The sequence below is a fragment of the Saccharothrix deserti genome (assembly GCF_009769385.1).
Lineage (GTDB): Bacteria > Actinomycetota > Actinomycetes > Mycobacteriales > Pseudonocardiaceae > Actinosynnema > Actinosynnema deserti.
Map to the genome: position 1 here is coordinate 1 of NZ_VKAB01000051.1, position 23,258 is coordinate 23,258.

Genomic DNA, 23,258 nt, shown 5'->3' on the forward strand with positions numbered 1-23,258 from the left:
ACAATTCGGCGGCCTCGAACCGCACCCGTTCCCGCCGGGCCCGTTGCTCCGCGGTCAGACCACCACCATCGGAATACCGCATCCCACCGGCATACACCCACCGGCATACACCCACCGGCATACACCCACCGGCAAGAGCAACCGTCACCCCGAAACGAAAAGATCGGTAACAGGTGCGCTGATTCACACCCTGATTCACCCAATCGTATGGCACATGGGGAGACGCCGGTTCTGGTTTTATGTGACGGTGCACGACGACTTACACAGAGGGATAGCGATGGGCCGGAGAACCCTGACGCGTAGGGGTGGACTGGCGCGGGTGGGGCTGGCTGGTCTGTTGCTGGCAAGCAGCGGTATCACGGGGGCGACTGCCGGGACGGCTGCCGCGTCGGCGACGGACGGCACGTTGACGGTCCAAGTGTTGCGGGACTTCTTCGGCACCGGCGTGATCAACACGACGATGGACGTGCCGCAGCGAGGCATGCACGTCGACATCTCCGACCCACAAGGCCGTCACGTCACCGGTATCACTGATGCCACCGGAAAAGTCGTGGTGCCGCCGTCCACCGTGCTGACCGGCGGCCACTACCGCGTCGATGTCACGGTTCCCGAGCCCTACAGCGGTTATCTGCGGGCGGCGCCGGCGTCGACGGCGACCAACCACTTCGACAGCTTCACGACCTTCGTGGACGTGTCGGACGGCAAGGACGACTCGGTGATCACCGGGGTCTGGAACCCCGTCCACTATGCCCTGCCGGATTCCCGTTATTTCGTGCCGATCCAGAACGCTGCCAACGGGCAGGACACCCGGGCATTGGTGGCGTTCGGTGTGAACGCCCGCGGTACGTGTCCTGACGATGTCGCGTGCCCGACCACGCTCGCCACCCAGGACCAGGTGGGCACGACGTTCGGGCTGGCCTACGACAAGGACCGGCGCCGGCTGTTCCAGAGCGCGTTCGCCCGGCGGCACACCCTGTACGGGCCGGAGGGCGCGGACGCGATCTACACCGTTCCGGTCGACGGCGGCGGCGAACCGACCCTGTTCGCGAAGGTGCCGGGCGCCGCGGTGACGCCCCACGACACCACCAACATGATCAAGGACGGCGGGTTCACCGACGCGCCCGGCAAGGAGAGCATCGGCGGCCTGGCCCTGTCGGAGGACGGCTCCACGCTGTACGCGCTGAACCTGCTGACCCGGACTTTGGTCAGCTTCGACGCCACCGGGACCACCGCCTCGGCGCCCGCGGCCACGGTGCCGGTCCCGGACCCGGGCTGCGCGGCGCCCACCGACTGGCGGCCGTTCGCTGTCGCCGCACACGATGCCACCCTGTACGTCGGTGGTGTGTGCAGCGCGGAAAGCACGCAGAACCGCGCGGACCTGAAGGCTGTCGTCTACACCTACGACGGCACGCGATTCACCACGGTGCTGACCCAGTCGCTTGACTTCGAGCGCGGCGATGTCCTCACCGGCCGATCTGACCCTCCCCAGACCAACCACTGGAACCCGTGGAACACCGACCTGTCGACCTGGGAAGAACACGACGTGACCGGTGACGGCACGATGGTCGACCCGCAGCCGCAACTGGCCAGCCTGGCTTTCGCGCGTGACGGGTCGATGATCCTCGGCTTCCGCGACCGGTTCATGGACGTGGTGGGCTGGGATGCGCTGGACCCGCGGCCGGGCAACAACGCCAACCAGCGCGGCTTTTCCGGTGGCGACATCAACATGGCCTGCGTCAATCCCGCCGGTGGATACTCCTGGGAAGGCACCGCAAACTGCCCCGACCACGCGAACGACATCAACGACGGCGATCAGGCCGGCGGCGTGGTCGAGTACTTCCCGGGTGACTACTTTTCTCTGCAGGGCCCCGCAGGGCGCGCGGCGCACCAGGAAGCCGCGCTAGGGTCGGTTGCCTACATTCCGCAGCTGCAATGGGTCGTCGGCACGCAGATGGACCCGACCGTCAACGCCGCCACGGCCGGGACCGGTTACTACGACATCACGACCGGCGCGGGGCCTGGTAACAACCCTCCGTCCAACGCGTACGAGTTCGTCGGTCGGGGCCGGAACGGGAACGGGTTCGGCAAGGCCGGTGGGCTCGGGGCCATCGCGTACCAGGCGGCGAACGCGCCGATCCAGATCGGCAACCTGGTGTGGTTCGACGGCGACCACAACGGCGTCCAGGACCCGGCGGACGTGCGGCTACCGGACGCGACGATCAACCTGCTGGACTCCACCGGCAAGCAGGTCGCCACGACCAGGACCGATGCGGCGGGCGAGTACTACTTCGGCGGTGTCGGCGCCGCCTACGAGCTCACGCCGGGCGCGGAATACACGGTGCAGTTCAATGTCTGCACCGCGGACACCGGCACGGTGCCAAGTCAGCCACCGGCTACCGACCTTCGGTTCACGCTCCCGCTGACCGGCGACGACCGGGTGCACGACTCCAACGTGACCCCGCCGACCACCGGACAGCTGTGCAACGGATACGCGCCTGTCACGGCACCGGCCAACCCCGGCGAAGTCGACCACACCATCGACGCCGGCGTGTACATCCCACAGCCGGAGCCGACCACGACGACGCCGCCGACGACGTCCGAACCGCCGACGACCCCGGCCCCGACCACGACGGTCCCCGCCAGCAAGAACACGGGTTCGCTGGCCGACACCGGTGTTTCCGGCCTGCCGTGGGCGGTCCTCGTCGGTGTCCTGGTCCTCGGTGTGGGCGCGGCACTCGCGTTCGTGAGCCGGAAACGCCGCACCAAGCAAGGCTGAACAAGGTCTGCCCGCCCGCGATCCCCGACTCGCGCGGGCGGGTAGACCACCTGTCCCGGTAGACGACAACGGGCCATTCACGTGGCCGACGAGATCGGCCGGCCCGAGGTGGTCGCAGAGCGTGTCGCGATCAACGGCACGGCCAACAACGCGGGGACGAACCCTGCGGCGAAGGTGATGTCGCCGCAGGGGAGCCGTGTGGCGGCTGGATCGACTTCGTCTACGGCTGGCGAGCTGTAAGTGGTCTCGACTACGTCTAGTGTGAGGAATCTGCCTTCGTCGGGCGGGTTGCTCCGGCGTGGTCGTCGCCGTTGTAGCGGCAGTTGTCGATTTGGGCTGGCCGCCCTGATCGGGTGCGTGGATCATGTGGCCGTTGCCGTGTAGAGACCAACGTGGTGGATGTTGTCGGGTGTGCCGTAAGAGATGAGGTCGCCCGGCGGCAGCGGCTGTCTGGCCGGGACGCGTGAGCCTGCGTCGAATTGGGTCTGTGCGGTGCGGGGCAGGGTACTCCGGCCGCAGCGTAGGCGGCTTGGTGAACCCGGAGCAGTCGAAGCCGCCGTCGTGGAGGCCGTCGTCGCCCCAGACGTAGGGCAGGCCGCGTTGTCCGCAGGCGTAGTCGATCGCGCTTCGCGGTTGGGTGCCTGGATGGCGTTACAGTCTCCGCTGCCGATCACGGCTTCGGTGTATCTGGTGGCTTGGTCGAGGACCTGGTCGACGTACCAGTCAGCGTCGTTGTAGGCGCGTAGGGCTGCGCGGAGGTCGCCTCGGTCTACTCCGTGGTCGCAGAGGTGGAAGGCGGCGGCGCGGACGGCGTCACGAGGGTTGTAGCGGACGGTGGCGTGTCGCCGCCGGGGTGGGATGGTGTGAGTGGCGGCGACCTCGTCGAAAGTCGGGGCGAGGAACTGCATGGGTCCTGCGGCTCCGGTGTGGGTTTCGCCATCCAGCGCAAGCCCCGCGCCCGCAACCGCGTGGCGATCTCGGTATGGGTGTGGGAGACCGGAAGCGCCAGGTGAGCGGGCGGCCGTAGACGCGGATCTCACGGAGCGTCTGGTCTCGGACCTCGATCTGTCGGACCGGTTGGTTCACGTCGCCGCAGATCAACGGTTTGGGCTCGCCCTTCTGGGGGTCTTGACCTCACGGATGCGGTATTCGGCGCGCTTGACCGTGGACCAGGCTCAGTGGCAATCCGCCTTGACCCCGTAGGGCACAAACCGGACCTGGGCTGACCTGCGACTTCGTATCCCGGTGCCTACTGCGGCCTTGCAACGGGACCTGGGCTGACCTGCGCAAACACTTGATCAGTTGAGTGCCCCCGGCAGGGCGCCAACCTGCGCAGCTCCGCGGTGAGCTTGCTGTCTTCGCGACGGTGGTGGTGTTGTCGTGATCGCAGGACGGCTGCGGAGTTACATGCGGGAGTTGGGCGTCGACGTGGGGGAGTGGCGCGAGGTGGCTGATCTTGCGTCCGTCGGGATGGTGTGGATTGGTTGGCGTGGCGGTCCGGTGGAGGACTGGCATGCGGTTCCGTGGTGTCGGATCGACACACCCGAGCTGGTGCGGGCTTCTGTGGCGACGACCCGTGCGGTGCGAGGGATGGTGCGTGTCCGGCTGCCGGAGCAGGTCTGTTCTCCGGTGGCCGGTGGCGAGTCGTCGGAGCACGCGTATGAACTGCTCGGGGACGTCGGTCGGGTGATCGCTGATCCGGGACGGGTGCTGCCTGACGGGAGGACGGTGGCCGAGGTGGCGCCGAGTGAGGCGCATGCGGGGGAGTTCGTGGGGTTCGTGGATTCGGTTGTGCGTCGGTGGGCGGCGTTGGCGTTCGAACACGGGTTGTGCGCGGTGGTGTTGATGTTGGCGTCGGTGGCGGCTCGGTCGGCTCGTCACTGGTGGGGGACGCCGTGGTGGCCTGTACGGGTGGAGGAGTTCCTTCGACGTCTGGACGACCCTGACCGGTGGGGCGATCCATTGGTGACGGCCCATGTCCGTCTGGTTCGGGAACGGTTGCAGGGGATCGATCGCCGGGAGCTTCGGCGAGAACTGCTGGTAGGGCCGGATCGGCTGGATCCGACGGTGTTGGCGTCGTGTCTGTCCGCTGGGTTGGGCGATGGCTTGCTGGTGGACAGGCCGCGTGTTGCAGGGACGTGGTTTCGCGATGTTGCCGCGTTGCTCGAGCCGGAGACGCCAACCGCGGTCAGAAGTCGCGCCGAAGCCGCGTTGACGATGACACCCGCAGGACAGGCCGAGGAAGGATTTCGAGTCGCCATCGGGACTGAACGTCCTCCTGGGTGATTGGTGCCGGAGCGGTCCCCAGTTTGTGCGTGGTGGTGGAGAGCAGTGTCCGAGTCGTCATCGATGGTCTTGGTCGGCTCCAGCGCGGTCTCTGCGCGGCTGGTGACACAGCCCGGTCGGCGGGTCGCCGTAGATCGTCGAAAAGTCGGCGGACGCGTGTCCCCGGAGGGGCCGATTTTCGGAGTTCAGGGGTGTCACAGCGCAACGTCTCGACGCGGCGCACCGCCCTCTGACGGGAGGATCTCCATGTCCCGGCTCGTCCCGCAACCACGCTCCGGCGGGCACTCGCCCTGCTCGTCACGGTCCTGTCCGGTAACGATGGCGCGGCTCGACAGGTCCGTTCACGCAACGTCCAGGCGTGTGCTCGGCATGACAAGTCGTGGTGCCGTGCGGCGGAGTGGGAGCGCACGGTGATCGCCGACTTCGCTGCGGACGACGGCGGAGCGCACCCGGCCGAGGGTTCCGCCGAAGTGGATGACCAGTGGGCGTTGCGGCTCTACACACCGGCGCAGGCCGCGGAGATGTTGGCGGTGAAGGAGAGCTGGCTTCGGCGCAAGGCCGGGCTGCGTGCGATTCCGTCCACGTTCGTCGGCAAGCATCTGCGGTTTTCGGCAGCGGATCTGCGTGCCATCGCCGCGCTCGGTACCCGCGCCGCGCGGGACTCCCGGAAGCATCCGCAGCGGCGCTGACCGTCACCAGCGGAACCGATGGGTTTCCACCAGGTCGGGACGGCCGCCACCGAAGGCTGCTTCACACCGGAGACCTGTCGGCTCCTGCACGACGGCGCGCCACGCGGGACAAGTGCGTCCGCGAGCGACCACATACGGCTTGACATTCGCCCCGAGGTCGGCGGCAGGCTGGTGCTCGGTCCGCCCAAGACCCGTGCCGGGGTCCGCGCGGTGCACCTGCCGCCGTTCCTGGTCGAGCTGCTCACCGAGCACCGGGCACAGCAGGACCACGAGCATGTGTTCACCACCACGGACGGCGGGGGCCTGCTGCGGCGGTCGAACTTCCGCCGTCGGGTCTGGCTGCCCGCCGTCGGCGGTGACTCACGACGAGGGTGGGCGCCGCTGATGCCCGGCCTGCACTTCCACGACCTGCGTCACACGCACAAGACGTGGTTGATCGAGGACGGTGTGCCGGAGATCGCCCAGTGCAAGCGGCTGGGGCATCGGCTGCCGGGCGTGCGCGGCACCTACTCACACGTGACGCAGGTCATGGTCGATCAATTGCTGCATACGCTCCCGAGCAGGAGCGCCCCAAGATCGTTTGCTCCCAATCTGCTCCCACGACAGCAGAACAGCCCGTCGGTGAAGATCACCGACAGGCTGTCTGACCTGCGTATATCGCTGGTGGACGATACTGGGATTGAACCAGTGACCCCTACCGTGTCAAGGTAGTGCTCTCCCGCTGAGCTAATCGTCCGAGGCGGAGACGGGAATCGAACCCGTGTACAGGGCTTTGCAGGCCCTTGCCTAAGCCACTCGGCCACTCCGCCACGATTCCTGAAGGCTAGCACCCAGGAGTCTGGCCTGAGCCCAAGGGGCCCTCTGCCGAGCGGATGACGAGACTCGAACTCGCGACCCTCACCTTGGCAAGGTGATGCGCTACCAACTGCGCTACATCCGCATGCTCCGTGGATTTCTTGGAACTTTTCCCTTTTGGGGCTTGTCGTTCCCGTCTTCCCCGGTGCGAGAGGAACTTTATTACATGCACCGCAGCGGGATCAAATCGGGGGTCACTTGATCCCCTGGGAGGCCCGCTACCTGCACTTTTAGGTCAGATCGTTGGAGATCAGGTGGGTCAGGGCCTCGTCGACGTCGACCCACAGGTGCTCGTTCCCGGGCACCACGACGTCGTACGTGCGGTCGAGGAAGTCGGCCAGTTCCTGTGCCGAGGCCTCGAACATGGCGTGGCCGGACGGCGAGCTCAGTTCGATCACCACGACCTCGGGGTCGTCGGCGGCCGGGCGGATCCGGACGTCGCCGTCTCCGGCGTCGGCGATCAGGCCGTCGGCGAGCAGGTCGCGGGCGAACACCCACTCCACCCATCCGGCACGGCCGGTTCGGAACGCGGCGACTACCGCGTACGGATCTTTCGTGTCGTAGCGGAGCTCCACTTGCACCGGGACAGCCGGGGTCCTCGGCGCCAGCAAGTCGAACACCGCTGTCGAGCGGAGTGTCACGTGGTCGTTGCGCATCGTCGTTACCCTCTTCTCCCTTCCCGGCCAATCGAACGACCGAGCTCTCTACATGTGACGTATATGTGGCGAGGAACGCTCGACTCTGCGGGGTTTATCACCCGATTGGGGTCATAACACTCCACTGGGCGACCGTGTCGATGCGTTCCGTGTCCACTGCGTCCGGCTTGCCCCCATCTTGCTGGGTTTAGCCTGAACCCGGTACCGGCTGTTGCGCGAATGTTGGACGTGAGGACCTCTCTGGTGGCTGACTCGCCCGCCCCGCCGCGACACCAGCCCGACCGACGTCCCACCGACGTGGAGCTCGTCGGACGGGTCACGGCGGGTGACCGCGCGGCGTTCGGTGAACTCTACGACCGGTTCGCGAAACCGGCGTACTCGCTCGCCCGGCGCATCTGCGTCGACCCCGACCTCGCCGAGGACGTGGTCCAGGAGGCGTTCCTGGCCCTCTGGCGCAACCCTGCGGGCTACGACCGTTCACGCGGCGGCTTCGGCACGTGGCTGATGACCGTCGTGCACCACCGCGCGGTCGACGCGGTGCGCCGGGAGAACACACAGCGTAGACGAAACGTCCCGCTGACCGACGAGGTCTCCGAGTGGAACGTGTCACCGGCCGAGGGTGCGGACCACGCGGCGTTGACCGGTGTGGTCGGCGCGGAGGTGCGGGAGGCGCTGAAAGGGCTGCCCGAGGACCAGCGGCAGGTGATCGCGCTGGCCTACCTGGGCGGCTACACGCAGATCGAAGTCGCGGCGTTGACCGGCGTACCCCTGGGCACGGTGAAATCGCGCACATTCGCCGCCATGCGCAGACTGCGCGCGGCACTGCACTCGGCATGGGCTGGGGAGACCGGCGGCGACACGCCGGGCAGGACGACGGGAGCACAACGGTGACCGGGGTGCAGAGGGACGATTGGTGCCCTCACGAAGAGCTCGCGGTCGGTTTCGCGATGCACGCGCTCGAACCGGACGACGAGGCCTGGCTGCGCGCGCACCTGCCGGAGTGCGCACGGTGCCGGCAGGCGGTCCGCGCCACCCAGGAGGTGACCGCCACGCTGGGCGGGTCGTTGCGCCAGTACGAGCCGCCGCAGCAGCTGCGGACTCGGCTGATGGCCGCGATCGAGAACACACCGCAGGTGCGTGCGCCCGTGGCCGAGCCGATCGCGCTGGAGTCACGGCGTCGCCGTCGGTCCGGTGGGTGGGGGCGCAAGCTGGCCGTGGCCGCGGCGGCGCTCGTCGTGGTGGCGGGGATCGGCGTCGCGGGCGTGCGGTTCGACCAGTTGAACGATCAGGTCGCGCAGCAGGACGTGCGTGCAGAGCAGTTGGAGCGCGCGCTGCGGGTCGCGGCCGACCCGGAGACGAACCGGGCCGTGCTGCGGACCAAGTCGGGCGACACGTTGGCGGTGCTGCTGTCCGGTGACGACGCCGCTGCGGTCGTGCCGGTGAAGCTGCCGTCCAACGACGTGGCGGGGCAGACTTACGTGGTGTGGGGGACCAGTGCGGCGGAGCCTGTGGCATTGGCCACATTCGACGTCGCGGCGGACGGTTCGGACGTGCGGCTGCTGGCGTGGTCGCCGGACGCGCACGAGCACAGCGGGTTCGCGATTTCCCTGGAAGCGGGCCGTCAGGCGCCCGTGAAGCCTTCGGCTGTACTGGCATCCGGCCAGGTCGGCACCGCGTGAGGGACGCATGAGCGATGATGTGCGCATGACCGCAGAGCAGCGCGAAGAGACCGAGGGTGCGGAGCACCGTCACTGGTTCCGCCGCAACCCCGCGCTGAACATGACCTACCGCATCGGTGTCGGCGTAGTCGGCGGCCTGGTGCTGGTCGCGGGTGTGGTGATGATCCCGTATCCCGGGCCGGGTTGGCTCGTCGTCTTCGCGGGTCTGGCGATCCTGGCCACCGAGTTCGAGTGGGCCGGCCGGGTGCTGAGGTTCGCCAAGCGCTACTACGACGGGTGGGTCGCGTGGTTGAAGCGGCAGAACGTCGTGGTGAAGGCGCTCGTGCTGGCCGCTACCGGGCTCGTGGTGGCGTTGACGTGCTGGCTGCTCGGTGCGTTCGCGCTGGTCGGCGGCTGGTTCGGGCTCGACTGGGCCTGGCTGCACAGCCCGATTTTTGGTTCGCGGGGATGATGTTGTAAGCTATGGCCACACCGCGAGAGCGGGAGCGAGAACCGAATACGGGCGTTTAGCTCAGCGGGAGAGCGCTTCGTTCACACCGAAGAGGTCACTGGTTCGATCCCAGTATCGCCCACGCAGGTCAGAGGCCCGGAGCCATTCACGGTTCCGGGCCTCTGACGTTGTGCAAGCAGCGAAGTACAGCAGCGGGTCAGATGTCGAGGCTTTCGCTCAACTGCTGTAGCGCCTTTCGCGTCGCCTCGTCGGAGACCTCGGTGTAGATCTCCATCGTGACCTTCATGTTCGCGTGACGCAGGATGCGCATGATCACCCGAGGGTGAACGCCCAGCTCCGCGAGTAGCGACGCGCAAGACCGCCGCCCGTCGTGCACGGTGATCTTGGGTACGCCCGCTTTCTCGCAACGTCGATCCCACGAGCGGTTGAAGTTCCGAGGCTCGATCGGCGTGCCGTGTCGAGTCGTGAACAGCAGTCCGCTCTCTCGCCAGGAGACATCGGCGTGTTTTCGATCGGCCACACGCTGCAACCGTCGTAGCCGAATCGCGGTCGTCGCGATCGGGGGCATCGGCAGGGCGTCGTCTGAGGCCTCAGTTTTAGTCGCCCGGTGCAGTAGCTCACTGCGGACTCGCTGGAGCTGGTGCCCGATGTCGAGCTTCCCCGTCGACTCGTCCGCCGCGTCCTCGGGCAGACCCAGTACCTCGCCCTTGCGCATGGCCATCGCAATGACCAGTACGTACGCGGCGTAGAACGGGTCATCGTCCTGTCGCGCCGACACCAGAAACGTTTTGGCCTCGTCAGTCGACCACCGCCGTACGTTCCGCTTCCGCCTGCGCTGGCTGTTGCTGGGAACCTTCACCAGCTTCATGACGTTTCTCGTCAGCAACTCCTCCACCATCGCCTGTGACAACGCCGACCGCAGGCAGGCACGGACGTCGGTCAGCGTCCGTACGCTCAGGAAGCCCTTGCAGCACTTCCCGATAGCACAACACCGCCGCTTTTCCTCCGCCCGACGTGCGTCTTTGCCCTGTGCGCAGCACTGGCACGTCTTGGCGAGCGCATTAATCCACTGCTGGCCGACCTGCACCGTGAAGTTGAGCGGCTTCTCACCCAGGATTGGAACGACGTGCAGACGCACGAACGTCTCATACGTCGCGTACGTCAACGGAGCCGAGTTCGGTTTAATGACCTCCTCCAACCAGTTGAGCAGGTACGGGCCCACCTTCGGGATCTTGGTGGTGACCGGTCCCGCCTTGGCGTCGTTGAGAAGCTTGACCCACTTGTCGTGGACCTCGTCTCTGGTCTTTCCGTACACGTACTTACGCTGGCGCTTGCCGTTCGGCAGCGTGACCCAGGCGTACGCCGCGAAGCCGTTGCGGTACGGGTAGATCGAGCCCTCGCCGTTCTCGCGTGCTTTACCGGCCACCTCAGGCCGCCTCTGCCACACGCTGGATGTACTCGTCCACCCACTCGGGCAGCACCCGCCTGTTGCCGCCATCCTTGACCGAGCGGATGCGGCCGGAGGCAACGAGCATCTTCGTCTTGGATAGGCCGTAGCCCAGCAGTTGAGCTACCTCTTTCACCGTGTACCACTTCGGCCGGAGTGTGACCGTCATGCTGCTACCTCCTGTTCGTATTTGCGTTGCCGTTGGTCGCGGTTGCGTTCTGCGATGGCCAGGGCCAGTTCGCGTTCGGCGTCGTTGTCGTAGCCGGTGCCGGTGTAGGTCCAGTCATTGACCAGGAGCACCGTTCCGGGGTCGTGGCCGAGCTGGTCGAGCATTTCGGCGGTGCGGAACGCGCGGCGTTCGGCGCGAATGGCCTTGAAGGTGGTGGAGTAGGCGCGGGACTTGCTGAGGAAATGGCCCCGGAAGGCGAGCATGTGTGCCCAGCGCCGCAGGTTGAGCTTTGAGTACTGGTCGAGGTCTCCGAGGTCCCACGCGGTTTGGATGATCCGGCGGTGGTGGTCGGTGACCCGCAGGTGGTCGATGTCGAGTTGCGAGCGGATGGGCCGGTCGGCGGCCTCGCTCTTGCCGGTGCCCTTGGTGGCGTACTTGGCGACGTACCCCGCCAGGCGTGCCTCGCTGATCTCTCCGGAGTCGTCTTCGACCTCGTGCGCGCCGGCGGGTCGGATACGGCGGACGTCGACCTGCGTGCCCCACCGCAGGCTGACGGGTGTGCCGTCCGGGCGTTCCCGGTCCAGGCCGACCGCGCGGGCGGCGCCCATGATGGCCGCTTCCAGCAGCTCGACCGTGGCCCACGCCGGGGTGGGGTCGGCGGGGCCGTCCGGCCCGTCGAGGCGGATGACGGCGTGGAAGTGGACCAGGCCGCGCCGTTGGTACTCCGCGACCTTGGCGTAGGACAGCCGGGCGTGGTCGGTGAACGCGGTGCGTGCGGGCAGTCCGGCGGCCTTGAGCAGTTCCCGCCGCAGCGCCTGGGTGAACCGGTGCCACAGGTCCCCGGCGTTGGCCTGCCAGAGCACCGAGCCGACGTAGTCGTAGGTGTCGGGGTCGAGCGGGGTGCCGATGGCGGGGTCGTCGGGGTGGTGCCAGGTGCCGCACGCGCACGGCAGGGTCTTACCGCGGTTGGTGGTGCGCCGGTTGTGCACCGGCCCGAACGACGGCGCGGTGAGGGTGGCGAACACGCGCGGTTTCTCGGTGACCGAGGTCGGCACATTCTTGGAGCCGCCGGCCAACCCGGCGTGCATGAGGTGGTAGGCGTCGGCCGCGTAGCGGTCGGAGCAGGAGGGGCAGACCGAGGAGCGGCGGTTGCCGCAGGGGATGAACACGTCCCCGCCGTGCCAGTCCAGCAGCGCGCCCGTGGTGGCGTGCTGGACCTGCCAGCCGCCGGTCATCCGGATGGGTTGGGCACATCCGCCGGTCGCGGTGACCTTGTCGCGCCAGTCCCGGTAGTCGGCACGGCGCAGCCGGTCCGCGATGCGGTCTTCCAGGGTCAGCACAGGTGGCACCTCCTTTCGAGCAGACGAGGGAGCGGGCACGGCCGGGGGAAGTGGCCGTGCCCGCTCGGGAGGGCAGGCGGGTCCTGCCGTGGTTCGAGGGTGGAAGAGCGTTTCTAGGGCTCGTAGAAACACTCCACGTCGTAGCCGTGGTAGTCCTCGCAGTTGGTGCACCAGAACATGCCGGGCGGGACCGGCCCTCTGCCCCATCGGTTGTGGCAGTTCGCGCAGCGCCAGCGGTGTTTCCTGGTGTCGGAGTCCTCGACGTACCAGTTGACCTCGCAGTGTCGGCAGATCGGCGGGGCATCCGACGGAACGTCGGGGTTCCACTCGTGGCCGCAGTCCCGGCACCGGTACTGGGAATCGCGACCGCGTTTCAGCTCCCCCTGCCCGTGCGGCCACTCGCAGGCGGGGCAGCGGGAGGGCGGGTCGTGCAGGCGGACGGGAATCCGTGTCGGCATCATGGGTCCTCCTGGTCAGTTGGTGAAGGCGTGCCCGTTGTGTGCGTGGACTTCAGCGGCGATGCGGTCTGCCAGGTCCGGCGGGACGCGAACGGCGGCCCGCACGTCGTCGGCGGTCAGCGCGCGGCCCTCGGCGGCGACCTGGTCGGCCCTGGCCTTGACGGCGTCGCGGATCTGGTCCGGCAGCTTCAGCCGGGTACCGGTGGCCGGCGCGGCCTGAACGGGTGCGGGCGGCGGTGCGGCCGGTGCGGGTGTCGGCGGGGCCGGGGTGGTGGTGTTGGCGCGGTGGTAGGCATCGGTGATGGCCTGGTTCATCCGGTGCTGAATGACCGGCATGACCTCCGCGACGCCGAACACCACGACCGGCACCATGACGTGAATGGCCAGGTTGCCCACCTCGAACCGTTCACCCTCGCGCACCGCGATCGTGGGGTAGACGTTCATGAACAGCGTCGAGGTCAGCAGGATGCGTTTGAGCCAGTCCACCCATCTGCTGCCGACCTCGACGCCGTGCGACAGGATCTCCGACTCGAACACCAACAACATGATCAGGATGCCCGCCAGCATCGGTTCGGCCAGCCACGCCGCCCACCACAACGGGTCGGTCAGCGGCCGGTGACCGGCGAGGAAGTCCTGAACCCCGGCAGTGGTGAACCCGAGGCCCAGGGCGAGGAAGAACCACATGCCGCGTGTAATCAGCCGCCGCTGGGACTCGATCCGCACCGCGACCATGTCCGGGTTGTCCACCAAGCCCCGCAGTCGCGCCGACTCAGCGACCTTGCGGCGCAGGCCGACGACCCGCTTGGTCACACCGGCCTGAACGTCGATCTCGTCGGATTCGTTGGCCTGCAACGGGTTCACCTCCTCATGTGCAGTGCGGCCATGGAGTGTGCTTCGGCCATGTGCCGGTGGTACTCGGCCAAATCGGAGTAGGCGTTGGCGAGTTGTCCGGCAAGCTCCGCCGCGTGGTCCTGGTCCGCCGGCGACGTGGAGCCGCGACCGATGCGGATCAGCACGTCCACGTAGGGGGCAACGAGCCCCTGCGCTTGCTCACGCAGTTCGTGCCCGGTGACGTCACGCCAGTTCACCGCCCGGCCCGCCTTCCCTCGCGATGGGCCATGGACAGGCGGTGGTAGTGCTCCGCCTCCTCGCTGTGCGCCAGGAACAGCCGGTGCGCGATCTCGGCTGCCTGCACGGCCTTGGCGTCGGGCAGTTCGCCGTGGTCGTCGGCGTGGCGCAGGACCAGGTCGTTGAATTCCTCGGTCAACGCCGGGATCGAGCCGTACAGCGCGGCGGTACGCGCGCCGCTGCCGGTGCGCGGTGCCGGGGCCGTCTGCTTCAGGTCCCAGGTGAAGCGGCTCGCGCGGCTCATCGGGTACCCGCCAGGCGTGACCACCGGATGCGGATCCTGTGCCCGGCGTTGGTGAGCTTGACCAGGTAGAGGTTCTTGCGCACCGCGCCGTGCCGTTGGGTGGTGAACTCGCCCTGCGCGGCGAAACGCTGGCTGATCAGCGACTCGACCACGTCCGCGACGTCGTCGGCGGCGTGGCGGCAGTGCCCGTCACCGTCCAGCGCGACCACCCTGCCGGACGGGTCGAACTGCCCGATCCGGCCGTCCTGGATCAGGTCCAGGATCGTGACCAGCAGGTCCGGGGTGCCGCCGTAGCCGGACGGCTTGCCGCGCTCCACCGATCCGGTGTCCGCAACGGGCTGGTCGTCGGAGTCCGCGAACAGGTCGATCTGGTCGGGGTGCGGTCGGCGGGCCATCACAACCGCCCACGGCGGTGCTCGATCTCGCGGCGGACGAAGTCGCGCAGGATGTAGAACACCGCCACGACACCGGCCAGCGCCAGCACGAGCGTCCAGACGAAGAACGCGCCGGTCCCGTCGACCTGGTAGACGACGAACAGCACCCCGGCCGCGAAGGCGAGGAACAGCGCGAACCGCCACGCCGCCCACAGCCGGATACCCAGGTTCCACATGACTGTTTCCTCCACTTCGGATTTGAGCGATGTGCTTGCGCGGCAACGACAACAGCCGCGTGACGTGCGATGTGCGCGTGCGGTGTCAGGCGACCGCGTGCAGGCGCGGGCGGCCCGAGGTGACGAACTCGACCAGGTCGCGGATGTCCTGGTCGGACTGGTAGGAGGCCCGCACGCGCAGCGGGTTGCGGGAGCCCTGCTCCACCACGAACCCGATCCCGGCGTGCGCGGGGTCCAGCGGGATCTCGTCGGCCAGCGCCCCGCGCAGCCGCATCCCGTCACCCAGGACCATGTCCACCTGGTTCTGCGAGGTCACCGACAGGCACACCCGCGAGGTGAACAACTCCCGGACCGGGACGGTGTCCTTGGTCGGCTCCTGGACGTAGCCGCACACCCCGAACCCCGCCGCCCGACCCTGCGTCATGATCTCCGAGAGCAGCTTGAGCACCGCCCGCACCTCCGAGGCCGGGCCGTAGCTGGTCATCATGCCGAGTTCGTCGATCTGCAGCAGCCGCAACGGTGTCTCGGCGGACGCGGTGAACTTGCGCCTGCCCTGCTCCCGCAATACCGCCTGACGGGTCTTGAGTTCGTCCCGGAAGGACTCGACCACGCCGACCGCGTCGTCCCACTCGATGGCGCGGCGGTGGAACAGCGGAGCACCGATCTCGGTCTCCATCCCCTCCTTGAGGTCGATCACGTCCGGCACCACCACGCCGTCCCGCAGCAACGGAGCCATCCCCCGCAGCGGAGACCACAACAGCGAGCCCTTGCCCGACCCGGTCGCACCCGCCACGAACAGGTGCTGCCCGACGAACGACTGGGTCCACGCCGCGCCGTACTCGGTGTCCCCCAGCTCGATCGCACCCAGGTCCACCTCGTCGGCGGCGTGCGGCAGGTCGATCGCCGGGATCGGGTCCGCGTCGAACGGGTTCTCACGCTCGACCACCAGGCCGATCACCTGCGGCTTGATCTTCACCACCGCGACCCGCTCAGCCCGCAACGCGTGCGCCAGGGCGTCGGCGTGCTCCTCGAACATCGACGGGGTCTGACCCCGGTTGATGCGCACGTGGATCGTGTCGATCGACGGCGACACCGACCGCACCCGCAGGATGCGCGGCACCACCACGGCATCGGTGCGACGGTTGACCGTGACCAGGTCGCAGTCCAACAGGATGTCCGCCCACTTCCGGCCCACGTAGGTCACCCAGCGACGGCGGAACGCCCGCAACCACGGTGTGGCCACCTGGTCGAACGACGCCGGGTGACCCCGGTACCACCCCGCCGCACCCACCAGCACCCCGCCGACGATCCCGCCCGTGGTCTGCGCCCCCAGCTCCAGCACGCCAGCGCCCACAGCGGCGGCCAGGCCCGGTGGCACCGTCACCATGCCGGGGTGCCGGAACCCCCACTTGATCGCGCGGAACTCCAACCCCTGACTACGAGTCGGTTTCGGCATGACAGCCGCCCCTTTCTTTGGATGTGGTCGTTGGAAACCAGAGACCCGACCAGCCGTGTTTGGCGTGGTCGGGTCTCTGGCGAGAAATTGCCGAGAATTACGTCCTAGTCGTCTTTCAGGTACGGCTTCACGTCCTGCATCGCGACCAGCAGGTTCGCCACCGCCCGCGTCACCGCCTTGTGCCGACCGGCGAAGCGGAACTTCGCGAACGGCATCCCGTCCACCGCCTCCCCCAACTGGTTCATGGCCTGGTCGATCGCGTCGACCGCCTGGTTCGCGCCGTAACGAGCAGCCACCGTCAGACCCTCCAGTTCCGCGCGACCAGGTCCGCCTCGTACTTCCTGGCGTCCTTCGTGAACTCCTCGATCTCCCGGACCGCCTTGTCGCACAACGACTTCAGCTCGTCCGGCGACGGCACCGCCCACGCCTCAGCCGGGATGTCCGCGTCCTCCGCCTTCGCGATGAACCCCCGGACGTGTTCGTCCACCGTCTCCTGCAACAGCACGATCGCGGCCCTGAACGACGCGTAGTTCTCCTGCGCCGCCTTGTTCACGATCTCCACCACACCACCCCATTTCCGTATCGAACGAGAGATACAAAGCCCCCGGCACCGGACGCCGTAAGTCCCGGGGGCAACGAATCTCCCGGCACCGCCCGCAAGTGCCGGAAAAAGGCATGGATCTATCCACTGTGGAATTCTCAAAGAACAAACGGACACCCCCGCTTGACGGCAACACGGCCTACCCCGACACAGCAGGGCGGTTCACGCGGCCACAGGAGCCCGATTCTCGAAGCGATCAGGGGCCACCGACGGGCAGATCAGCCGAGCGGCTTGAGGCCCATCGCACGCCACGCCAGACCGGACACGACCTCACCCCTGGCGTTCTTGAAGCTGTACGGCGACACCGTCGCGCCCACCAGCTCCACCAGCGTGCCGTCCTCGAAACCCGGACCGGGGTCCGTGCCGAGGATCACGCGGATCTCCTCGCCCTTCTGCCCCTTGGACTTGGCGAACACCGACACGACGAACTGCGACGCACCGTCCCGGTCGGTCACGACCTCCGTCGTGCCGTCCACCTCCCGCGTCTTCATCGCGGGCTCCTCCGTCACCATCAACCGCCAGCCGGTGAGCACCACGGGGATGTCACGCATGTCGCCTCCTCTGTACAGAACTTGGTAGCTATAGATAACCACAGTTCTGTACCGAACTCAAGCGACATCTGTACAGAGGTTGCATATGCGAATACGACGGTCGTGAAGGGTGGGCGTCCCTGAATCTCGGGACGCCTGTCTAGCCCTCAGCAGCGAACTTGTACTCCAGGACGTACGAAGCCGAATCGAGCACCATGAGGTTCACCTCAATCGGCAAGTCCTCAGCTGTGTAAGCGGTTCGCACGATCTCGATGACCGGCGTGCCCTGTGCCAGCTCCAGCGTCTGTCGCTCGTGCTCCCGAGGCATCCGTGTGCGGAGTTCTTCGCGGAACCGCACAGGTTTATAACCCAGCTCCGCAAGCCTGGCGTACGAGCCGCCTTCACCGGTGTTCGGCTGAGTGATCAACGAGCCCTCTACCAGGTGAGCCGGGTAGTAGGACGTAGCGAGCTGAACGGGCTTGTCCTCAACCGCGAAGCGCCGACGTCTCACGACGACTTCGGTACCCTCGTCCAGCTCAAGAACGTGGGCAACGATCGCCGGAGCCGCTTCGGTCACAACCTCCGTGCCCTGGTCAAGCGGTCGAATGCCGAGGTCGGCACTCCAGATCGAGCGACCGGCACCCCAGACCACCGTCTTCAGGCGATCGGGCGACACTCGCCTGATCGGACGGAACTCGCGCACGAACGTGCCAGAGCCGCGCTTGGCGACCACCAGGCCCTCGTTCTTGAGAACATCCAGTGCACGGCGCGCCGTAGGTTGCTCCACGCCGTACTTAGCCATCAGATCGTTCTCGCCAGGAACCTTCGCACCAGGTTTGAGCTGCCCTGAGTCGATCTCTTGGCGAAGCTCGTCAGCGATCTCCCGGTAGCCCACGCGGGCTGAAGCGTCACCCATGGGCCACCTCCTCTATGACTGGCTGTAGTTCTGTACAGCTCCAAGTTACCCCGTCTGGGTCGCTCCTACGCAACGGCCCCTTCTGACCACACCAACGTGTTCAGAGTTTCTTTTCTTTATCAAGGCGGCCCCTGCCGGGGCCGCTCGCGCCGCTCCGACTTGGCCGCTCGGCAAGGGCCAGGGGCCCGGCTACGCCACCCTGGCCCGCCGGCGGCCCCAGGCGCGCCCGACCCCGGCAGCCGCCGCAAGAGGAAAACATGTCCTCGCCGGACGGGCAGGCCAGCAGGATGGTCGAAGGGCGACGTCAGCTTGCGCGCCGTGGTGGTTCCGGGGTTCGCACCATCCCGCCGACCTCCCCGAGGGCAACCACACGTGTCAAGGGGGCAGATCCAGCCAACGGCTCCGGTAGCGTCGGATGCGCCCCCTTGACACGCGCGGTTGGGGCGAGCCAGGTCGGCGGGATGGTGCGAGCCCCTCGGTTGAGCAAGGACCGGGACGATCGGGCGGTTGAAGGCCCACGTCGCCGACTGCTGTACAGCAGCGAAGTACAGCAACCGCATCGGTCGAAGGTGACCACGAGGGACCAGCATCGGCCGTCTGACCTCGGCAAAGACCATAGATGACCTTCCTGCCGGTAGTTCACACCGAAGAGGTCACTGGTTCGATCCCAGTATCGCCCACAATGTGTTGTGCCTGGTCAACGGCCTGTAGACGATCTTCGTCTGCGGGCCGTTGATCGTTCGTGGGAGCAATATGGGAGCAACTGATCTTGACCGCAGTTGTTGCTCCGAAGAGGTCACCGTATGTCGCTCCCGTATTGCTCCCACCGAGTCTGCAATCCGGCGAGCATGGCGTCGACCACCGGCCGGGTCACGTGTAAGTAGACGCCCATGACGCCGCGTAACTTGTGCCCGATCCGTTTGTGCTGCAAGACCTCAGGGACACCGTCCTCGATCAGCCACGTCTTGTGGGTGTGACGCAGGTCGTGGAAGTGCATGTGCGGCTTGATCGGTGACCAGCCCAGCGTCGTGTCGCCGCGCAGGGCGGGCACCCAGACCCGGCGGCGGAAGTTGGACCGCCGGTGCAGGCCGCCGTCCTGCCCGGTGAACACGAACCGTGCCGTGGGTTTGTCACACCGCAGCTCCGCCAACAGCACGACGAGGAACTTGGGCAGGTGCACCGTTCGCACGCTGGCCGGCGTCTTGGGCGGTCCGAGTTCGAGCTTGCCGTGCAACTCGTGCAGGGCGCCGTCGCGGGCGTCGATGCGGATCTCCTGCTTGTCCATATCGACCCGGTCCCATTGCAGCCCGGCCAGTTCACCCCACCGCATGCCGGTGTAGGCCGCGGTGACGATCAGGACCGCGTTGTCGGCCGATACCCGTCCGGCCAGGGCGGTCACCTCGTCGGCGTCGGCGTGCGGCTGCTCGGGTTGATCACCGGTGTTGAGCCGCAGCTTGCGGCAGGGGTTCGATCCGATCAGTCCTTCGTCGACTGCCTCGCCCAGGATCATCGACAGCCCGACGATGTCGGCGACGCTGCGCTCGCTCAACCTGCGCCGCAACGTCTTCGCCCACGCCTTGACCACGATCCGCGACAGGTCGCCCAACTCGGTCGCGGCGAAGCGGGGAAGGACGTGGTTGCGCAGGTGTGAGTCGTAGGTCGCCTGCGTGACACCGCTGACGTCGTGTGCCTCGATCCACCGCCGTACCCACTCGCCGACCGTCGTCTGCGCCAACCGTGGATCGACGAGCCTGCCCCGCCGGTGATCCGATTCCACGTCCGCGGCCCGGTCGTCCGCCTCCCTGCGTGTGGCGAACCCGTCTCGGAGTGCAGCGAGCCGTCGGGAAGCCTGTACCGCACCCGGAACCCGTCACCGTGTTTTTCAGCCCATGCCATCGAAAACCGTCCTTTGCGAGTATTGTGGACCGGTCGGAATCGACTGGACATACAGTGACGCTCGGATATCGGTGGAAACGCGCCGGCGGCGACACGGGCGACCTGATGCTGCTGCTCGGCTGGACCTCCGAGGATATGCCCCGGCACTATGGAGCCGGCGCGGCGGCCGAGCGGGCTCAGGAGACCCAACTCCGGATGGGGATCGGGGAACATGTCTGAGATCCGGAGTCGCGTCGAGAGGGTGCGCAGGTTCGAATCCCCGGCGGGATCACCAAAGGGTGGGCCCTGGGCTGACCGGCGGTTCTACACCGGCAGTCTAGTGGTTGAGTGTCAGTTCGGACTGCCTTCGCGGGACTGACCGGCCGTTGTGGGCGGGATCCTGCGGTTTCGCCCACAACAGCGAAGCCGATCTTCGAGGTTCGCTGCCGCGAACTCGGTCGGCGTATGGGACCAGCTCTTCATCTTCGCCGATGGTGAAGCGCATGAGGGACACCAGGTCGGTGGGGGTGTGCCGGGTGCTACGTCGGACGCGACCGGCCTCGATTGCTTCGTAGGCGGCCCAGATCACATCGGGAGTCCAGGCTGACTTCGTCGATGACCTGATCGTGAGCGCGCCGCAGTTCGAGGATCCGGTTGCGCAGCTCGGGGTTGGCCGCCAATGGCTGGATCGCGAGGTCGAGGAGCTGCTGGACCACAGCGGCTGGGTCGGCGGCCCCTGGACGGCGTGGGCCTGCTTGTCGGGGTTGTGGACGAGCACGGCGGCCGGTTTCAGCGCGGGATGGGCCTCGACCGCACGGATGGTGGCACGGCCGACGTTCCCGGTTCCCCGCACCACTGTGGCGATCACGCCTTGCAGATTATAATAACCAGAACACGTTCCAGTGCATGGTGCCGCAGGCGATCCCGGTCCAAATCTCCACCCGCGGGGAGCGGTCACGAGTTTCTGCGTCTTACGAAACTGCGGGAACATGAGTTGCGCGGGCTGCATGTCCTTATGGACTCAGGGAGCGCTTTCATCGTCGCGAAAGTTCGGTGAAAGCGCCGCGGAGATTCTTGTCATGTCGTCGGCCAGGGGGGCCGAAGGACACCGAACAACTCGGAGGTTGTACGACATGGTCAAGAAGGTAGCTCTCACGCTCGGCGCGCTCGCGCTCGCCTTTGGCAGTGCGGTGTTGGTCACGCCGGCGGCGCACGCGGACAGCAGCGCCAGCACCACTGGCGCCGAGGCGACCTTCACCTCGGACGGTGAAATCTTCCGCCTGTACGACACCAAGTGCGACGGCAATCCCGTGTACCTCGTGTACAAGCTCCGCGGCGGCTCCGAGAACCGGATGGACTTCAGCGGCGGATGCGACAAGAGTGCCAAGTACGACAAGGATTTCGCCGAAAACTCCAGGGTCGAGTACAAGGCCTGCGTGAACATCAACAATGCCGTTGACAAGTGCTCGGGTTGGTCGACTGACACGGCCTGACGAGCCGATTCGGCAACCGGTGGCAAGTGGACCGCGGGCGATTCACCAGGAGCGACCCTCCTGGTGAATCGCCCATTGTGCCGATGTCCTCGGCGACCTCGCCCGCGGAGCTGTGCCCACTTCTTCCCGCGCTGCCCGCGTTGGCGGAGTTCCGGCGATGTCCGGTGAACGCCTGACAGTCCCGGCCGGTCGGGAAAGCTGGGATGGAGTCACCGAGCAGCCGCCTGGGCACGCGACGGATAGTCGATGCGGCTGCCCGGTGGCCGAGCTCGAGAAGTTCGCCCTGGATCCTGCGGTAACCCCAGCCGACGTTCTCCCTCGCCATCCGTTCGATCAACGTCACCACGGTGTCGTCGATCGGCGGGCGCCCGTTCCGGTTCGGATAGGCCCACTTCCTCGCGACCAGGCGCCGATGCCAACGTAAGGACAGCGCCCGGTGTCACCAACCGATGCTCGCGTAGCCAGTTGGGTAGTCGCCGAGCCAGTGCGGCGAGCACCGCGCGATCGGCCCAGTCCACCCGCGGACGAGGAGTGCTCCGGCGCAGCACGGCGACCTCATGCCGCAGCAGCAGTAACTCAACGTCCTTGACCGCTGATGAGCGGCCGAGCAGGACCAGCCAACCGGCGAACCGGACGGAGATCAGGTACAGCAGTCGTAACGCCACGCTCACGATCATGCTCCTGTGGCGCGGTCACGACGGACCTCTTCAATCTGATCTGGTGCATGCGCTTTGATCCCGTCGACCGCTCGGTTCAGTACTCCGTTTCGAACCAGCCTTACAGCGCGGCCTGGTTGAGCTCGGTCAGTGTGATGACGCCGTCGTCGAGCGCTCGGGTGACGAGGTCGCTCTTGGTGCGGGCGGCACGGCCGACGTTGGCGTACTTCACCCGTGCCCTGGTGATGTGCGTGTCGACGGTCTTCACGGTGATGTGGAGCTTCGCGGCGACGAGCTCCTTGGACATCGAGGCGAACCAGGCACGCAGGACCTCCACCTCGCGCGGGGACAGGCGCGGCCTACTGGGCGCGTCGTCCGCGCCGGACGGTGGTGGAGCGGGGTAGGGCATGCCCCGCGCGGCCGCGCGGATCGCCGGTATCAGGTGCTCCGGGCCTTCGCGCTTGGTCAGGTACGCGAGCGCGCCGAGGTCGAGGCACTTGATCGCGGTGGCGTTGTCGGTGTGGTGCGAGTACACGACCACCCGGCGTCCGCTGTTCACCAGCCCGCGGAGTTCGCCGAAGTCCGGCTTCCCGGGCACCAGCTCCAGGTCGATGATGACCACGTCGGCGGCGGCGCCCGGCCCGGTCCAGATGTCGGCGAGCCGTGCCCCGGCGTCGACGAGCGCGATCGGCGGGTCGGCCTGCTCGCACCAGTACCGCACGCCCGCCGCGATCGCCGCGTGATCGTCCACGATCACCGCCGTGATCAACTCGGCTGTCATTGGGTCTCCATCCGGGAGATGCGTGAGACGTGAGCCGTGTCATGTGCTAGTCCTCCGAGCCAACCGACCACTGGCGACTGGTCGCCGGCCGACGAGACCAGGATCGTGGCGGTGCTTTCGTCGCACTTTCACACCGGGGAAAGCCTGGGTGCGCGAGACTGG

26 protein-coding genes, 4 tRNA genes and 1 pseudogene are annotated in these 23,258 nt (G+C 67.2%); 8 read left to right on the plus strand and 23 right to left on the minus strand.

Annotated features, from left to right (window positions below; genetic code table 11):
- Positions 1–406 precede the first annotated feature (406 nt).
- Positions 407–2,776: an SdrD B-like domain-containing protein gene (locus FM051_RS44050; RefSeq protein WP_238413101.1), complete on the plus strand. Its 2,370-nt coding sequence runs from the start codon at positions 407–409 to the stop codon at positions 2,774–2,776.
- A 256-nt stretch (positions 2,777–3,032) separates the two neighbouring features.
- Here FM051_RS44050 and FM051_RS54220 read toward each other — a convergent pair.
- Positions 3,033–3,444: pseudogene (locus FM051_RS54220) on the minus strand (C40 family peptidase); the annotation flags it as partial.
- A 712-nt stretch (positions 3,445–4,156) separates the two neighbouring features.
- Between FM051_RS54220 and FM051_RS44055 the strand changes: the two are divergent.
- Both FM051_RS44055 and FM051_RS44060 read left to right on the plus strand, forming a co-directional pair.
- Complete coding sequence (locus FM051_RS44055) at positions 4,157–5,062, plus strand: hypothetical protein (protein ID WP_158853061.1); 906 nt, start codon at positions 4,157–4,159, stop codon at positions 5,060–5,062.
- Between the two features lie 410 nt (positions 5,063–5,472).
- Positions 5,473–5,751, plus strand: a complete 279-nt coding sequence (locus FM051_RS44060) for a helix-turn-helix domain-containing protein (protein ID WP_238413102.1) — start codon at positions 5,473–5,475, stop codon at positions 5,749–5,751.
- A gap of 3 nt (positions 5,752–5,754) precedes the next feature.
- On the opposite strand, the gene FM051_RS44065 is transcribed toward FM051_RS44060, so the two are convergent.
- The 5 genes from FM051_RS44065 to FM051_RS44085 form a co-directional block, all read right to left on the minus strand.
- Positions 5,755–6,027, minus strand: coding sequence for a hypothetical protein (locus tag FM051_RS44065; RefSeq protein WP_158853062.1), 273 nt, complete (start codon positions 6,025–6,027; stop codon positions 5,755–5,757).
- Between the two features lie 385 nt (positions 6,028–6,412).
- Positions 6,413–6,487: transfer RNA gene (locus FM051_RS44070), tRNA-Val, on the minus strand.
- 1 nt (position 6,488) lies between these two features.
- Positions 6,489–6,560 (minus strand) — tRNA-Cys (locus FM051_RS44075).
- 58 nt (positions 6,561–6,618) lie between these two features.
- Positions 6,619–6,691, minus strand: a tRNA-Gly gene (locus FM051_RS44080).
- Positions 6,692–6,836: 145 nt separating this feature from the next.
- Entirely contained in the window at positions 6,837–7,262 is a 426-nt protein-coding gene (locus tag FM051_RS44085; RefSeq protein WP_073893954.1) for an SsgA family sporulation/cell division regulator, read from the minus strand.
- Positions 7,263–7,505: 243 nt separating this feature from the next.
- Between FM051_RS44085 and FM051_RS44090 the strand changes: the two genes are divergently transcribed.
- From FM051_RS44090 to FM051_RS44105, 4 genes are all read left to right on the plus strand, one after another.
- The gene (locus FM051_RS44090; RefSeq protein ID WP_238413103.1) at positions 7,506–8,153 is read left to right on the plus strand and encodes an RNA polymerase sigma factor; all 648 of its coding nucleotides are present in this window, start codon (positions 7,506–7,508) and stop codon (positions 8,151–8,153) included.
- Between the two features lie 5 nt (positions 8,154–8,158).
- Positions 8,159–8,941, plus strand: a complete 783-nt coding sequence (locus FM051_RS44095) for an anti-sigma factor (protein ID WP_158853064.1) — start codon at positions 8,159–8,161, stop codon at positions 8,939–8,941.
- A 25-nt stretch (positions 8,942–8,966) separates the two neighbouring features.
- Complete coding sequence (locus FM051_RS44100; RefSeq protein WP_238413104.1) at positions 8,967–9,392, plus strand: TIGR02611 family protein; 426 nt, start codon at positions 8,967–8,969, stop codon at positions 9,390–9,392.
- Between the two features lie 49 nt (positions 9,393–9,441).
- A tRNA-Val gene (locus tag FM051_RS44105) sits at positions 9,442–9,513 on the plus strand.
- 75 nt (positions 9,514–9,588) lie between these two features.
- On the opposite strand, the gene FM051_RS44110 is transcribed toward FM051_RS44105, so the two are convergent.
- From FM051_RS44110 to FM051_RS52570, 16 genes are all read right to left on the minus strand, one after another.
- Positions 9,589–10,818: a site-specific integrase gene (locus FM051_RS44110; protein WP_158853066.1), complete on the minus strand. Its 1,230-nt coding sequence runs from the start codon at positions 10,816–10,818 to the stop codon at positions 9,589–9,591.
- 1 nt (position 10,819) lies between these two features.
- Positions 10,820–11,008 carry an excisionase family DNA-binding protein gene (locus FM051_RS44115; protein WP_158853067.1) on the minus strand — a complete coding sequence of 63 codons (189 nt, stop codon included), beginning with the start codon at positions 11,006–11,008 and terminating at the stop codon, positions 10,820–10,822.
- Positions 11,005–12,348, minus strand: coding sequence for a replication initiator (locus FM051_RS44120; RefSeq protein ID WP_158853068.1), 1,344 nt, complete (start codon positions 12,346–12,348; stop codon positions 11,005–11,007). The genes FM051_RS44115 and FM051_RS44120 overlap by 4 nt, the downstream gene beginning before the upstream one ends.
- Positions 12,349–12,461: 113 nt before the next feature.
- Positions 12,462–12,809 carry a cytochrome c3 family protein gene (locus tag FM051_RS44125; RefSeq protein ID WP_158853069.1) on the minus strand — a complete coding sequence of 116 codons (348 nt, stop codon included), beginning with the start codon at positions 12,807–12,809 and terminating at the stop codon, positions 12,462–12,464.
- A 12-nt stretch (positions 12,810–12,821) separates the two neighbouring features.
- Positions 12,822–13,667, minus strand: a complete 846-nt coding sequence (locus FM051_RS44130; protein ID WP_158853070.1) for a hypothetical protein — start codon at positions 13,665–13,667, stop codon at positions 12,822–12,824.
- Complete coding sequence (locus FM051_RS44135) at positions 13,664–13,894, minus strand: hypothetical protein (RefSeq protein WP_158853071.1); 231 nt, start codon at positions 13,892–13,894, stop codon at positions 13,664–13,666. The genes FM051_RS44130 and FM051_RS44135 overlap by 4 nt, the downstream gene beginning before the upstream one ends.
- Entirely contained in the window at positions 13,891–14,178 is a 288-nt protein-coding gene (locus FM051_RS44140) for a hypothetical protein (RefSeq protein ID WP_158853072.1), read from the minus strand. The genes FM051_RS44135 and FM051_RS44140 overlap by 4 nt, the downstream gene beginning before the upstream one ends.
- Entirely contained in the window at positions 14,175–14,573 is a 399-nt protein-coding gene (locus FM051_RS44145) for a hypothetical protein (protein WP_158853073.1), read from the minus strand. Before FM051_RS44145 ends, FM051_RS44140 begins: the two co-directional genes overlap by 4 nt.
- The gene (locus FM051_RS44150) at positions 14,573–14,788 is read right to left on the minus strand and encodes a hypothetical protein (RefSeq protein ID WP_158853074.1); all 216 of its coding nucleotides are present in this window, start codon (positions 14,786–14,788) and stop codon (positions 14,573–14,575) included. The genes FM051_RS44145 and FM051_RS44150 overlap by 1 nt, the downstream gene beginning before the upstream one ends.
- Before the next feature lie 85 nt (positions 14,789–14,873).
- The gene (locus FM051_RS44155; RefSeq protein ID WP_158853075.1) at positions 14,874–16,244 is read right to left on the minus strand and encodes a cell division protein FtsK; all 1,371 of its coding nucleotides are present in this window, start codon (positions 16,242–16,244) and stop codon (positions 14,874–14,876) included.
- 104 nt (positions 16,245–16,348) lie between these two features.
- Positions 16,349–16,540 carry a hypothetical protein gene (locus FM051_RS44160; RefSeq protein ID WP_158853076.1) on the minus strand — a complete coding sequence of 64 codons (192 nt, stop codon included), beginning with the start codon at positions 16,538–16,540 and terminating at the stop codon, positions 16,349–16,351.
- A 2-nt stretch (positions 16,541–16,542) separates the two neighbouring features.
- The gene (locus FM051_RS44165) at positions 16,543–16,806 is read right to left on the minus strand and encodes a hypothetical protein (RefSeq protein WP_158853077.1); all 264 of its coding nucleotides are present in this window, start codon (positions 16,804–16,806) and stop codon (positions 16,543–16,545) included.
- A 257-nt stretch (positions 16,807–17,063) separates the two neighbouring features.
- Positions 17,064–17,396, minus strand: a complete 333-nt coding sequence (locus FM051_RS44170) for a hypothetical protein (RefSeq protein ID WP_158853078.1) — start codon at positions 17,394–17,396, stop codon at positions 17,064–17,066.
- A gap of 139 nt (positions 17,397–17,535) precedes the next feature.
- Positions 17,536–18,291 carry a GntR family transcriptional regulator gene (locus FM051_RS44175; protein WP_158853079.1) on the minus strand — a complete coding sequence of 252 codons (756 nt, stop codon included), beginning with the start codon at positions 18,289–18,291 and terminating at the stop codon, positions 17,536–17,538.
- A gap of 796 nt (positions 18,292–19,087) precedes the next feature.
- On the minus strand, positions 19,088–20,026 hold the full coding sequence (locus FM051_RS44180; RefSeq protein ID WP_202919361.1) for a tyrosine-type recombinase/integrase: 939 nt from the start codon (positions 20,024–20,026) through the stop codon (positions 19,088–19,090).
- Positions 20,027–20,503: 477 nt separating this feature from the next.
- Positions 20,504–21,034, minus strand: a complete 531-nt coding sequence (locus tag FM051_RS52570; protein WP_238413105.1) for a type I restriction-modification enzyme R subunit C-terminal domain-containing protein — start codon at positions 21,032–21,034, stop codon at positions 20,504–20,506.
- Positions 21,035–21,299: 265 nt separating this feature from the next.
- Between FM051_RS52570 and FM051_RS44190 the strand changes: the two genes are divergently transcribed.
- Positions 21,300–21,659, plus strand: a complete 360-nt coding sequence (locus FM051_RS44190; RefSeq protein ID WP_158853080.1) for a hypothetical protein — start codon at positions 21,300–21,302, stop codon at positions 21,657–21,659.
- A gap of 777 nt (positions 21,660–22,436) precedes the next feature.
- Here FM051_RS44190 and FM051_RS44200 read toward each other — a convergent pair.
- Positions 22,437–23,096: a response regulator transcription factor gene (locus tag FM051_RS44200; protein ID WP_158853081.1), complete on the minus strand. Its 660-nt coding sequence runs from the start codon at positions 23,094–23,096 to the stop codon at positions 22,437–22,439.
- Positions 23,097–23,258: the final 162 nt, after the last annotated feature.

Excerpts from the sequence above, each read along its gene's own strand:
- FM051_RS44085 (WP_073893954.1), bottom strand. The coding sequence starts at position 7,262 with ATGCGCAACGACCACGTGACACTCCGCTCGACAGCGGTGTTCGACTTG.
- FM051_RS44190 (WP_158853080.1), top strand. The coding sequence starts at position 21,300 with ATGGTCAAGAAGGTAGCTCTCACGCTCGGCGCGCTCGCGCTCGCCTTT.
- FM051_RS44100 (WP_238413104.1), top strand. The coding sequence starts at position 8,967 with ATGACCGCAGAGCAGCGCGAAGAGACCGAGGGTGCGGAGCACCGTCAC.
- FM051_RS44145 (WP_158853073.1), bottom strand. The coding sequence starts at position 14,573 with ATGGCCCGCCGACCGCACCCCGACCAGATCGACCTGTTCGCGGACTCC.
- FM051_RS44170 (WP_158853078.1), bottom strand. The coding sequence starts at position 17,396 with ATGCGTGACATCCCCGTGGTGCTCACCGGCTGGCGGTTGATGGTGACG.
- FM051_RS44175 (WP_158853079.1), bottom strand. The coding sequence starts at position 18,291 with ATGGGTGACGCTTCAGCCCGCGTGGGCTACCGGGAGATCGCTGACGAG.
- FM051_RS44065 (WP_158853062.1), bottom strand. The coding sequence starts at position 6,027 with ATGCTCGTGGTCCTGCTGTGCCCGGTGCTCGGTGAGCAGCTCGACCAG.
- FM051_RS44115 (WP_158853067.1), bottom strand. The coding sequence starts at position 11,008 with ATGACGGTCACACTCCGGCCGAAGTGGTACACGGTGAAAGAGGTAGCT.
- FM051_RS44155 (WP_158853075.1), bottom strand. The coding sequence starts at position 16,244 with ATGCCGAAACCGACTCGTAGTCAGGGGTTGGAGTTCCGCGCGATCAAG.
- FM051_RS44150 (WP_158853074.1), bottom strand. The coding sequence starts at position 14,788 with ATGTGGAACCTGGGTATCCGGCTGTGGGCGGCGTGGCGGTTCGCGCTG.
- FM051_RS44140 (WP_158853072.1), bottom strand. The coding sequence starts at position 14,178 with ATGAGCCGCGCGAGCCGCTTCACCTGGGACCTGAAGCAGACGGCCCCG.
- FM051_RS44125 (WP_158853069.1), bottom strand. The coding sequence starts at position 12,809 with ATGATGCCGACACGGATTCCCGTCCGCCTGCACGACCCGCCCTCCCGC.
- FM051_RS44200 (WP_158853081.1), bottom strand. The coding sequence starts at position 23,096 with ATGACAGCCGAGTTGATCACGGCGGTGATCGTGGACGATCACGCGGCG.